Raw genomic sequence first — 12,168 nt, 5'->3', positions numbered from 1 at the left:
GAATAAATACTCTTCGAAATCCCATTCGGAGAAATACAAATGGCTCGCAATAACCTACAATCGACTAATGGCCACCAGTTCGTCATCGAAATCGGCGACGGTGCAACCCCGGAAGTCTTCACCCGCGTTGGTCTGGTCAACACCAACCTCAGCGCGTCGTTCACTCAGAACGTCTCGGAAGACTCGGTTCCGAACCTCGATAACTTCGATGATCCCTACGATATCGTTCGTAAGATCGTCAGCCGCGATTTCTCGGTTGAGGGCGCGGGTAAGATCGACGCTCGCTACATCGACATGATCCTTGACCTTCACGTCGGCGACCGCGCTGGCCAGATCGTCAACGCTAAGTTCAAGATGCTGGGCGAGAACGGCTTCACCCTTACCGGCCCGTTTGCGATGCAGAACTTCGGCATCGACGGTCCCTACAAGGAAATCGCGACTTGCCAGATGTCTTGGCAAAAAGCGGGCGAACTGACCTACGTCAAGAACGTCTAAAAGAAGAGGGAGCCTGAAACTCAGGCTCCCTTTTTCATTGCAACGATGAACTCTTCTTCGGAGATAGCTTCGCCTTCGTTGATCTCAGCATCCATCGCCGCGAAGAAATCGTCGTCGGAGATAGCTTGAAGATCGGCCTTGGCTTTCTCTTCTTCGGTCTGAACCGTCTTCGAGGCCACATAGCCCTGACGATACTTCATGATTTGCCAGAGGCTCATTCGCCCCATGGTGTCAGGGTTTAGTCCGACTGATCCGGCGAACTCATAGAAGACGCCCCATTTGATTCGTCCGAAGGCGTCGGGCTGGTCGCCTCCGTCATCGTCTCCCCCGGCGTTTCAACCGGTTCGTCATCGGGGCCGTAGAGACCGACAAACAGGGCATCGGCCGCCGTGTCGATGTAGTCCATGACGAAGCCTTCCCGAATGTAGCGATCACAGAGCTTGATCGCTTTTCGAGGCTCCAGCCCGCCGCGCACAAGGGCGATGCGAAGCACCTCATAAACCCACATCGGGTTCCATCGGCCGACCGATTGGAAGCCGCCGCCGGTCGCCTCAAGCTCTCGAAGGCGGTTCAAGACATATTGGGGGCCGACCTCTTGTCCGTTCAGTAGACACGCTTCCTGAACCTCAACAAGGCCGTCAAAATCCATTTTCAAATCGTAGTAGTTGTCGCCAACCATGCGGCGGACTTTGGCAGTCCGCGAGCCATTTGGTGAAGTCACCGAGTATTTAGGCGTCCCGATAAATACGGGATGACTGCACGGGTAGAAACCAAGTTCACCGCTGATACGCGGGACATCGAACGCCGCCTCGCTCAACTTGATAATCGCATCGACAAGTTCGCGCAGCGTTCAGCGCGCTCGATGCAAGCTGTCCAGAACAGCGTCCAGCAAATCGACCGGACGACGGCGAACCTCGGCCGCACTCTGTCCAGCATGGCGGGGACTTTCGCCGCCGCGTTCTCGACCCAAGAGGCGATCCGTCTCGCGGACACCTTCACCCGATTCGAAGCCAAGCTGATCAACGCGAACGTCGCGGCCAAAGACATGGCCGAGACGCAAGAGAAGCTATTCGCCATCGCGAAGGCGAACGGCTCGGAGATCGTCAGCGTCGCCGAACTCTTCGGCTCTCTAACGACCGCGACCAGTGACCTCGGAACCAGCCAAGGCGACCTGATCAAGATCACCGAGGGCGTCGCAGCGGCATTGAAGGTGTCGGGCGCGGGCGCGGCTCAAGCCTCTTCTGTGATCCTCCAGCTTTCTCAGGCCATTGCGAGCGGCAAGCTGACGGCTCAAGAATACAACTCGATCATCGACGCCAGCCCGGCCGTCTTCCAAGGCTTGGCCAAGGAAATCCCCGGCGTGAACGGAAGCCTTGGTCGCCTTCGTCAGGCGATGCTCGACGGCAAGCTGACAGTTGACGTTCTGATCCCCGCGCTGACGCGCATGAGCGACGAAATGGTCAACAAGGCCGCGAAGGCACCGCTGACCGTCGAAGCCAGTCTCCAGAACCTCCAGACCTCGCTGGTCCAATACGTCGGCCAAGCTGATCAGAGCCTCGGCGCGACCGAGAAGCTTTCGTTCGCAATCAAAATGCTCGGTGAAAACATCGGGACTGTCGCCGGGGCTATCGCCATCGTCGGCGCGGTCATCGTCGCTCGCGGCGTCTCCAGCATGGCGGCCTATGTCGGCCAGACGGTTGCGGCTCAAATCGCGACCGCGCGCCTTACCGTCTTCCAAGCTGGAATGACGGCCAGCATGACCGGCGCCAGCCGGGCGACGTTGCTCGCGTCTTCGGCGATGACCCGTCTGAACGCTTCCATGGCGTTCTTCGGCGGGCCTCTTGGTGTCGCCATCCTCGCCATCGCGGCGGCGGTCTACCTCTTGAAGAAACGCTCGGACGAAGGCTCCGCAGCGATGCAGCAACTCAAGAAGCAAACCGAACTCAACACGACGGCGGCTGACAAATATCGCGAGGCTGTCGATCTCGCCCGTCAGGCCAATGGCGAGGCGAAGAAGGCGGCGTTGGAACTGGCGCAAGCGCGGCGTCAGGAAACGATCCAGCTTATCGCCAACACCAAAGAGCAACTGAAAAACGCCCGTGCGGCGTTGGCCTCCGCTCGCGCCCGTCAGGTCGCCTCCGAAAACTACATGAACAGTTTTGCCGGTGTGGCCATCCAATCCGGTGGCGGCATGGTCGGCGCGGCCAGCCGCGCTTCGGTGACCCAAGGTCGTCAGGCGGACGTGAACAACGCGCAAACCGTTGTCACGGGCTATGAACGCGAACTCGCTCGCGCTGAAGCTGACCTGAAGGAAATCGACGCCGAGGCAAAGGCGCCGCCTCCGGTGGCTACTGTCACCGCGCCGACGACCCGTAGTGATCGGAGCGGATCGCGTTCTTCGGGAGGCTCTGACAACGCACCCGATCCCGATGAAGTCCGCCGCAACTCCGAAGAGCTTGAGCGGTCCACCAGCCGCCGGATCACAGAGCTTCAAGCCGAACTGGCGAACACCGCCGAGGCCCGTCACCAACTCGCGCTCCAGCGTCTGGAGTGGGAGCGGGAAGACGCGACCCGTGCGGTCGATCAGCAACTCTCCGACAAGGCGATCACCGAAGCCGCCGCGACTTCGGCGAAGGCCGCGATCCAGACCGCTCATGACCGTGGCGTTGAAGTTCAGAACGCCGCCCGCGCTCGCGAGATCGAAGAGAAGCGGATCGACGCCCTTCGCGAACAAGCCGCTTACGAAGACAACATCGCTCGCATTCTGGACGCCACGGCCCGCAATCGCGCGGGTCAGGCTGACACCCTTGCCGAACGACTGGAGATCGAGCGGGAGGCGTTCACCGCCTACCAAGCCGCCGAGAAAGCGGCGATGGAAGCTCGCCATGAAGAGGCCCGCGCTCGCGAGCGTCTGAACGGCGCCATCGACGCCGAGGCCGAACGTCGTCGTCAGGGTGAAGCCGCCGCGTTCGAAGCATTCCAAGCCAGCGAGCGAGGAAGTTTCGACAACGACCAGCGCAGCAAGAACCCGTTCGCGAAGCATGTGGACGCGGCCAAGGACTGGCAAGCCAACGTCATGACCTCGATGTCCGAAGGTTTGGAAACCCTCGGCGACGACCTGACCGATGTCATCATGCGGACCAAGGATTTGGGTGACATGTTCAGCAACGTGTCGAAGCAAATCGTGGCCGACCTCATGCGGATCGCGGTCCAGAAAGCCGTGATCGGCCCTCTGGCTAACATGCTCGGCTTCGGCGACGGCGGTGGCTTCATGAGCCTCTTCGGCATCGGCAAGACCCCGGCGAAAAAGGCCATCGGGACGAACATGAGCCAAGGCGGGATGACGCTTGTTGGAGAGTCTGGACCGGAGCTTCTGAACCTTCCGAAGGGAACTCAGGTCTTGCCGAACGGGGACGTTCGCAAGCTCCGCAACGGCACTTCCGGGGGCCGCAACGGTGCGCCTGTCTTCAACTTCCAGACGACGGTTCACGCGAACGATACGGTCTTGGCCAGCCAGATCAGGAACGACATCGCCGCGTCTCAGATTACGGCGACGAACAACGCCGTGAACCTGATGCAACAAAACATGGTCAGCCAGCAGCGTGGAGCCGTCCGCCGATAAATATTGGCGTGATCAATCTACCCAAAGGCCCGCGAGGGAAAACCGAACTCAGCTACGTCAGCAACTCGATGGACCACCAACCCGCCTATGGTGGTCCAACGAAGCGCATCAACCGTCTTGGCGACCGTTTCGCTTACAAGCTGGTGATCAAAGGCCGCGCCTCTCAGGTGCGTCCGCTGGTCGCCAAGCTGAATGCTGGCCGATCCGACAAGGTGCGAATGCCGGTGAACCAGCCGGTCGATTACACGCATGTCCCCGGCTCGGTGACGGTGGCGACGGCGGTCTCCGGCGGGAACGCGCTGAACCTTTCCGGCCTCCCGGCTGGCTACGTCATGACATGTGGCCAGATGGTCAGCATCATGGCCGTGAACGGTGTCAGCTACCTCCATGAGATCAGGGCCGACGCTACGGCCAACGGGAGCGGGACGGTCAGCCTGAACGTCTCCCCAATGATCCGAACCCAACTGAACGTCGGGGATGCGGTCAACGTCAACGCGCCGATCATTGAAGGCTATCTGGCCGGATCGGTGACCGAATGGTCGGCCGATTATCTCGACCTCATCGAAGTCGGTTTCCAGATCATGGAGGCCGAATAATGAGCCTCGCCTCCGCCCATGCCTCGGCGGTCTCCGCTTCGCACTACACGACGACCGAGGCGGTCCAGATCAAACTCCCCGACACCACCCTGAACCTGATCACTGGCTCTGGCGTAGTCCGCTTCATCGTAGGGACGACCCTCACAACCTTCACCGGCTCCGATCCAGAGTTCGGCCGCATCGGCTCGGTCGGAACCGTAGGCTTCTCGATGGAGGCTTCATCGCCGATCTGGAAAATGTCGATGTTGCCGAACTCACCGGCGGCGGTGGCGGCTCTTTGTTCGCCTCAAGCCCAAGGCTCGCCGGTGCAATACTGGACCCTTGTGATCGACCCGGCGACCGGCTCGGTCATCAACGCTCACCGCCTTTGGAAGGGTAAGATCGACACTCAGACGGTGGCCAGCGGTCAGGTGATGCGTGTCGATCTGGACGTGGTGACGCCGACTGATCTTCTCATGTTGCAGAACGAAGGCGAGCGGCTGACGGTGGCTTGGCAAAAGCTCCACTTCAATCAGCAAGGATTGGCCTTCAACGTGGACGCCATGGAACAACCGTTCTGGGGCAACGACGCGATCCGCAACAACCCGACAACGGGCAACCCCGGAAGCGGCGGGTTCACGGGCGGTGGCGGCGGTGGCGGCGGCGGTGGTGGCGGCTACTACGACGGCGGTGTGATTACCAACCTCTACTAAATATGGGGTGGCTCACTCTTCCATCCAACGTCAGCAGATCGCCCAAGCGGTCGTCGATGAATACAACAACACTGACCTGATCTACGGCGAGCGCGATTGCGCGCATCTGGCCGCGATGGTTCTGGATGCTTTCGGCATCCGTCACCCGCTCAAACAGACGGTCAAGTTCAAGACCGTAATTCAAGCCGCTCGCGCTCTGAAAAAGGCTGGCTTCACTGATCTGGCCGAGGCGGTGGACTCGACTGGCCTCCAGCGCATTGGCGCGGCTTCCGCTCTTCCTTGCGATCTGATCGCCGTTCGCGCGCCCGACTTCATCGGCGGATGGAGCCTCGGCGTGGTCGTGGGTCCGAATAAGTTCTTGGGCTTCATCGAACACCAAGGCCGTATTTTCGCAGGGACGGCCAACCTTCTCGAAGTGATCGTCTTCTCCGGCGCCGCCGGTAGCGAGACCGTGGCTTGGAGGGTTGCGTAATGCCGCAGCTTATCCCGGCCGCAGCCGCAGCCTTCGCAGCCATCAAAGGCGCCGTCGCCGTGATCAGCGCGGTCAAGGTCTTGGGGATCACCCTCGCGACGTGGGGCAAGATCGCAATGTGGACCGCCATGGGCGCGTCCATGCTCATGAAGCCGCCGGGTCTCCCTTCGGCAGGGGTTCAGGTGAACCTCCAGCCAGCCGGTCCAAACGCGCCCCTACCGATCATCTTCGGTCGAACTGGCGTCCAAGGGTTCATCACCTATCGGGAGGCTTATCCCGACGCGGTTCACAACTCTTCGAAGAACAACAAGCTCTGTTTTGAATCGGTCGTTTCGGTCGGGCCGATCAAGTCGATCAGCAACTACACCCTGACCGGTCACGCCATCGGTTGGGATCGCGATCCCACGCGCCCCGGCTCTTCGTCGGGCGTCTCGATCTGTCGCTCGGTCGCCGGTTTCGATCCCAAGTCGAGTGTCTGGAAAGACGGCGTTCGCGCCGCCTTCATCCTCGGCGAACACAACGACAATCGCACCCTCCGCACGATCACCGGGGACGCATACCTTCCGAAGATCAGCGCGATCCACGGGATGGCTGGTCTCGCCCGGATCGTGAACGTCTACGAACTGGACGGCTCCAAGAACCTCCGTTTCCCGGCCGGTTTTCCTGACGACATTCAGGCCGTGGTCGAAGGTGTCTACACCTACGATCCGCGCAAGGACTCGACGTTCCCCGGCGGCATCGGACCCCAACGGATCGACCAACCCCTGACGTGGGGCTGGAGCGAAAATCCCTACATCATCGCGCTCGCCTACGCCCTCGGAGCAACCGGCCCGACCGGTCACAAAATGTGGGGCATCGGAGCCGACGAAGAGGACGTGGACATTCCCGCCTTCGTCCACGGAGCGAACGTCGCCGACGCCAACGGTTGGAAAATCGGCGGCATGGTCACGACCGACGACAACAAGGACGCGGTTCTGTCCAACCTTCTGGTCGGCGGTGCTGGCCAGTATCTACCCGGCCCGCAAATCAGCGTCTTCGTCAACGAGCCGAAGGTCAGCACCTTCACGCTCAAACAGACGATGTTGGTGGGCGATCAGGTGATCCGCGCGACCCGTCCGATGAAGGATCGCTTCAACCGGATTCTGGTCAAATACCGCGAGCCGAATTCGAACTACGAAATCATCACCGGCCAAGAGGTGAGCGACGCCGGTTATGTCGCTCTCGACGGCGGTCTCCGCACGACCGAGACCACCTATCCGCTGATCCAGCAAGCGACCCAAGCTCACCAGATCGCAGCCTACGAACTGGTCAACGGGCGCGAATACGAAGTTGACGTGACCACGACGGCCGAAGCTCTGGCCGTTGAACGCGGCGACATGATCACGCTCGATTTCCCGATTGCGGGGATCGAGAGCCAGAACTTCATCGTGAAGAACTGGAGCTTCGACGCAGCCAGCCAGACGGTCGCGATGACGCTGGTGTCGGAGACGCCGGGCAAACACGACTTCGCCCTCGGCCGCACCGCCACGGCGCCCGCTCCGGCGCAACTGCGATCCTACGCCGCCCTCAACCCTTCGGCTCCCGATCCGACCGATTGGACGTTGGTCGCCAACCAGATCATCCAGCAACCGCCCGCGCCTGTCGAACTGGAGGAAGGCGAAGAGCCGCCTCCGGTATACGAACCGGTCACGACCCCGGCCTTCGTTTTTGAAGGTGAGGCAACCGAACCTTCGATCTCGGCCATCGTCGTTGAAATGCGCGAGTTCGATCAGCACCGGGCCGACCGGATCGCTGGCGAAACCGACGAAGCTTATGAGGCCCGACAAGACGCCGGGTGGTCCGTTGCCTTCGAGGCGGCGCCCAACTCAACGCGCCTGATCGTCAGCGAAGTTTCGCCATCTTCGACCTACGACATCGCTATCCGCTATCGGTCGAACCTCGGCGTGACCTCACCGCGTCTGGTCTATGGCGGACGCGCAACCGGCAACCTGTCGTTCGATTTCAACGACCCGACCGTGATCATCAACGTCCCGCCGATCCTTCGCGATCTGGCTGGTCTGGCCGAGTTGGAACGGCTGGCTAATGCCGCGATCACCGATGGTCTGGAGAACCTTGGGAACGCGGTCACTGATCTCGAAGGTCGGGTCACCGATCTGGATGGTCTTCTGGACACCACGGCCGGGACGGTGGCGAACGCCGTCTCCCGTCTCGATGGCGTGTGGGCGGTCGTCGGCGAGAACGATGGCTCCGGCCTTCGTCGGACGGTGCTGGAGCTTGTCGAGAACGCGACGGGCGACACCTCCGAGATCGTCACCCGCGTCACGGGTCTGGAGCAAATCGTCAACGGAACCGGTGGCCAAGCCCTCGCCCGGATCACCGATCTGGACGAACTGGAAACCAGCCTTGACGGCACCTACGCCAAGGCGTCCACCGTCTCCGGCCTCCAGTCTCAGGTCACCAATCACGGAACCACGATCTCGGGTCTCTCGACCCGGATGACGACGGCTGAAACCGACATCGCGGGCAAGGCCAGCGTCTCCGATTTGACCAATCTCGGCTCCCGCGTCACCACGGCCGAGGGCGACATCACGGCGACTAACACCCGTCTGGACACCGTGGAAACGGATGTGGCTGGCAAGGCTTCGGCCACGTCGGTCGGCAACCTCCAAAGCGAGATCAACGGTGCCCGCAACGGGTCGGCGAACCTCGGCGCCCAACTCTCGACCATGCGACAGACGACGACCGATGGTCTGGCTGGCAAAGCGAGCGTCAGCGATCTCACGAACCTGACCGGCCGTGTCGGCACGGCCGAGAACACGATCACCGGCCACGCCGGTCGTCTGACGACCGTTGAAAGCGATGTCGCGGGTCGTGCGACCACCAGTCAGGTGAACACGCTTTCCAACGAGATCGTGGCGGCACGCAACGGCGGGACCAACCTCAAGAGCCGGATCGACGGTCTCCAGACCACGCTCACGGACGCGATTAACCTTCGCGCAACTTCGCAATCGGTCCTCGATCTCCAGAGCGAGATCACGAACGCTCGCGGCGGTCAGGGTTCGCTCTCGGCCCGCTTCACCCAAGTCAACAACAGCATCGTTGACGGGCTGGCTGGCAAGGCTTCGGCTCAATCGGTCAGTGACCTTTCGGCGAGCGTCGGCGGCTTCGATGCGCGGATCACCTCGGCGGCCAACGTGGCGGCTCAAGCCAACGGTCGCGCCTCGGCGATCCAAGGCGTGGTCCTCGACGTGAATGGTCTGATCTCCGGCTATTCGTCCGTCAACAACGGCACGACCTCGGCCTTCAACGTCAACGCCAACACGTTCAATCTTCTGACGCCCGGCAACCCCGGTGACCGGATCGAACTGACTGGAACGTCGGGCCTGAAAATGTTCAAGAACGGCGTCCGCCGGATCATGATCGGGTTCGCGTAATGGCTGAACCCGGTCTTTGGATTTGGGGACCGGACGGGACGACTGTCCTCTTCGGTCCCGACACTTCGAACGTGACGGCCATCGGCTTCGTCTCCACCGGCAAGTCGAACGGCTCGATCAGCCACCCGCTTTTCGCGCGCGGCCTCCCGGTGATCATCTCCGCTTTGCCGGAGGCCGGGACCAGCTTCACGATCCCCGACATCGTGATCTCCACGTCGGGGATCAGTTGGACGTTCAAGGTCAGCGGCGCGAACTACAACCAGCCCATCCGGCTCGGCTACGGCGTCCGCGCCTAAATATTCCGTGGCTGGCGAAGCAATTATCGAAATCCTGTCCAACTCTGGACGGCTACAGGTCACCGGTTCAGGCGGCATTGGCTACGGCCTTTCCGCGACCGGCGCCCTGACCATGAACAACGACGGTCAGACCCATCCCCAACCGATGGTCGTGACGACGGTCAATGTCACGGGGGCCAACCCTGTCCTCGCTTTCAAGGCCAACGGTCGGATCAATGTCGAACGGATTTCTGTCAGCGGGTCGAACTACGCCTTCGCTTTGCGCGCCCAATCTTCGAACGCCATCGGCCTCCAATATTGGGTGTTCGATTCCGCCGCATCGAGCATCAAAGACCCGACCATGGCCGGGATCGTCGCCGAGATCAGGGACGAATATGGCGTGGTCACCTTCGACGCGACCATGGCCGCCATGCGCGTCGTGGACGCCATCGAGACGGCCAAGCCTTCGAGCGAAATTCCCTACGGAAACATCGTCAACCTGAACGACACGACGACGATCAACGTCCCGTCTGGGCGAACCTACGCCATCGCTCAAGCGACCGGGTGTTTCCAGTTCCTGACCTACGACACCGGCGGCTATTCGAATTCGGAGACCCGGCCGAACATTCCGATCCGTGACGCGGATGGCGGTGATGGCGGCGGCGGGTTCTACCGTTGGCGTCAGCAAGCTCTCCAGAGCTACCAAGCGACCAGCGGCTACACCGGCGCGAACACCATCGAAGTGGGGATCACTCGCTTCGAGAATTTTGACCTCGGCTGGCAACCGGCCTCTTCGACGCCGCACAACGACGTTCACGGTCAGGCCCGTCACCTGATTATCGACGTGACCAATTTCACGTCGGCCGGTGGGATCAGCCCGACGATCATCAATGTCGGCGTCAACGCGACGACGCGCTCGGTCACGACCGGCGGCGCCGAGACGATCAGCCAATCCACCACGCCTTCGGTGACGGCCAGCGTGTCGGGCGGAACCGCGCCTTATTCCTACGTCTGGCAATACGTCAGCGGCTCCACCGACCTTTCTCTGATCGGGGCGAACTCAGCGACTTTCGCGACAACCACCTACAGCCAACCGGCGGGTTCAATCCGCCGGGCGATCTACCGTTGCCGCGTGACTGACGCGGCTGGTTTCGTCGGGTTCTCGCCTGACGTGACGTTCGAACACGTCGCTCAAGCCTACTCGGTAGACATCACGCCCGACCCGCTCGCGCTGACCAATATCAGCCTCTACACCAACGAGCCGAGTGGCTACACGAACGACTGTGACTTCCGCGTTTGGGGCATCAACCAGACGATCAATCTCCAGTTCACGCGCGGCAATCAGTGGGATTCCGGCGGCATCTTCACCCGCCGTCTCTTCATCTACCACTCGGTGAACAACGGCGCGTCGTGGACCGAATATTTCATCGGCGCGGGGGCGCAGGGTGTCGCGAACATCGCCGTGAACAACGGCGACCGCATCATCATGCGCGCCTACATGGACACGGCCGCCGGGCGCGGGGACACCAGTTTCACCGCCTTCATCACGAACACCACGGCCGGGGTCAGCCTCGGTTCGATCACGGTGTCTGGCACGGTGGATGCGGACAACAACTACAACAACGCCGACACCACGCCTGACACGATCACGAACTGGCCGTCGATCAACGGTGTGGTCAACGAGAACGACTATTCGTGGTCCACGGACTGGTCTGGCCCGCACTACGTCAACGGCATCAACCAGCCGATCACGCTCCGGGCCGAAGTCTACGATTACAGCGGCAATCTCGACGCCCTCTACATGGACGTTTTCACATGGCCGCCGGGCGCCGGTGGCTGGACCCATCACGGCTATTTCGCCGCTCACGTCGCCGGGCCTGACGGTCTTCGCAAACTGGACATCGGGAATGTCGTGAACGGGACGCGCGTCGCGGTGAACCCTCACGCGATCACGAACTCCGGCCGCAAGTCCGCGACCTGTCGTCTGGTCCTTTGGAGCATCACGGGAGCGGGCGGTCAGTTCGCCTCGGCCACCCAATCGTTCGTCGTCGATAACGACAACAACTACAACGTCGGCTCTGGTGGCGTGTCTCCCCGCGATTGGGAAAACGTGTGGGTCTACTCCAACAACACCAACGGCGGCTCAAGCTCCCCGAACTGGAACCAGAACGGCGCGCAAACCATCGCTGGATTGGCTCCCGGCCAGACCGCCACCTTGAGCCTTTCCGGCTACTCAGACGGTGGGGACGCGCTCATGGGCGCGGGTTTCATCAAGAACGGCGTCTACCAAGGCGATGCGGTGGTTTCGAACCACTACTCCGGCTCGGTCGATAGTTCCTACGCCAACTCGGTGACCGTCCAGAACGGTGACACCATCGCCATCCGGGCGTCGGTGGTTGGCTTCGCGGCCGACCAGTGGACGACCTACACCAGCGCGTCCAAGACCCTCTATTTGACCGTCTCGGCATCGCTCGGAGGGGTTCTCGACACGCTCCAGATCAACGGCACCTACACCGACCAATGGAACAGCGGTGGCGGTGGCGGGCCAATCATTCTCGACCCGTATTGAGACTAAATATTCC

At 61.4% G+C, this 12,168-nt stretch carries 10 protein-coding genes; 8 read left to right on the top strand and 2 right to left on the bottom strand.

The genetic code is table 11. The features are described 5' to 3' along the window. Positions 1–39 precede the first annotated feature (39 nt). Positions 40–495 carry a phage tail tube protein gene (locus tag ACP7BH_RS13050; protein ID WP_425985862.1) on the top strand — a complete coding sequence of 152 codons (456 nt, stop codon included), beginning with the start codon at positions 40–42 and terminating at the stop codon, positions 493–495. 20 nt (positions 496–515) lie between these two features. On the opposite strand, the gene ACP7BH_RS13045 is transcribed toward ACP7BH_RS13050, so the two are convergent. Beyond that, complete coding sequence (locus ACP7BH_RS13045) at positions 516–695, bottom strand: hypothetical protein (protein ID WP_425985860.1); 180 nt, start codon at positions 693–695, stop codon at positions 516–518. A gap of 38 nt (positions 696–733) precedes the next feature. Then, positions 734–1,174 carry a hypothetical protein gene (locus ACP7BH_RS13040; RefSeq protein ID WP_425985858.1) on the bottom strand — a complete coding sequence of 147 codons (441 nt, stop codon included), beginning with the start codon at positions 1,172–1,174 and terminating at the stop codon, positions 734–736. Positions 1,175–1,246: 72 nt separating this feature from the next. Here ACP7BH_RS13040 and ACP7BH_RS13035 point away from each other — a divergent pair, with 72 nt between their 5' ends. From ACP7BH_RS13035 to ACP7BH_RS13005, 7 genes are read left to right on the top strand one after another with little or no spacing between them, the layout of a single operon-like run. Next, complete coding sequence (locus ACP7BH_RS13035) at positions 1,247–4,117, top strand: tape measure protein (protein WP_425985856.1); 2,871 nt, start codon at positions 1,247–1,249, stop codon at positions 4,115–4,117. Between the two features lie 8 nt (positions 4,118–4,125). After that, positions 4,126–4,713, top strand: coding sequence for a hypothetical protein (locus tag ACP7BH_RS13030; protein ID WP_425985855.1), 588 nt, complete (start codon positions 4,126–4,128; stop codon positions 4,711–4,713). After that, positions 4,713–5,405 (top strand): hypothetical protein, encoded by a 693-nt coding sequence (locus tag ACP7BH_RS13025; protein ID WP_425985853.1) that lies wholly within the window; start codon positions 4,713–4,715, stop codon positions 5,403–5,405. The genes ACP7BH_RS13030 and ACP7BH_RS13025 overlap by 1 nt, the downstream gene beginning before the upstream one ends. Positions 5,406–5,412: 7 nt before the next feature. Further along, complete coding sequence (locus tag ACP7BH_RS13020) at positions 5,413–5,877, top strand: DUF6950 family protein (protein WP_425985851.1); 465 nt, start codon at positions 5,413–5,415, stop codon at positions 5,875–5,877. Beyond that, positions 5,877–9,311, top strand: a complete 3,435-nt coding sequence (locus ACP7BH_RS13015) for a phage tail protein (protein ID WP_425985849.1) — start codon at positions 5,877–5,879, stop codon at positions 9,309–9,311. The genes ACP7BH_RS13020 and ACP7BH_RS13015 overlap by 1 nt, the downstream gene beginning before the upstream one ends. Next, positions 9,311–9,607 carry a hypothetical protein gene (locus ACP7BH_RS13010; protein ID WP_425985847.1) on the top strand — a complete coding sequence of 99 codons (297 nt, stop codon included), beginning with the start codon at positions 9,311–9,313 and terminating at the stop codon, positions 9,605–9,607. The genes ACP7BH_RS13015 and ACP7BH_RS13010 overlap by 1 nt, the downstream gene beginning before the upstream one ends. A 7-nt stretch (positions 9,608–9,614) precedes the next feature. Beyond that, the gene (locus tag ACP7BH_RS13005; RefSeq protein ID WP_425985845.1) at positions 9,615–12,155 is read left to right on the top strand and encodes a hypothetical protein; all 2,541 of its coding nucleotides are present in this window, start codon (positions 9,615–9,617) and stop codon (positions 12,153–12,155) included. The last annotated feature ends 13 nt before the right edge of the window (positions 12,156–12,168 follow it).

The sequence above is a fragment of the Brevundimonas sp. TWP2-1 genome, from assembly GCF_049897645.1.
In the GTDB taxonomy this organism is placed as follows: Bacteria; Pseudomonadota; Alphaproteobacteria; order Caulobacterales; family Caulobacteraceae; genus Brevundimonas.
The sequence above is the reverse complement of the archived record's forward strand: the minus strand, read 5'-3'. Positions and strand labels throughout refer to the sequence as shown.

Bases quoted from the DNA above. Each gene is read 5' to 3' on its own strand.
- ACP7BH_RS13050 (WP_425985862.1), top strand. From the start codon at position 40: ATGGCTCGCAATAACCTACAATCGACTAATGGCCACCAGTTCGTCATC.
- ACP7BH_RS13045 (WP_425985860.1), bottom strand. From the start codon at position 695: ATGAAGTATCGTCAGGGCTATGTGGCCTCGAAGACGGTTCAGACCGAA.
- ACP7BH_RS13040 (WP_425985858.1), bottom strand. From the start codon at position 1,174: ATGGTTGGCGACAACTACTACGATTTGAAAATGGATTTTGACGGCCTT.
- ACP7BH_RS13035 (WP_425985856.1), top strand. From the start codon at position 1,247: ATGACTGCACGGGTAGAAACCAAGTTCACCGCTGATACGCGGGACATC.
- ACP7BH_RS13025 (WP_425985853.1), top strand. From the start codon at position 4,713: ATGAGCCTCGCCTCCGCCCATGCCTCGGCGGTCTCCGCTTCGCACTAC.
- ACP7BH_RS13015 (WP_425985849.1), top strand. From the start codon at position 5,877: ATGCCGCAGCTTATCCCGGCCGCAGCCGCAGCCTTCGCAGCCATCAAA.
- ACP7BH_RS13010 (WP_425985847.1), top strand. From the start codon at position 9,311: ATGGCTGAACCCGGTCTTTGGATTTGGGGACCGGACGGGACGACTGTC.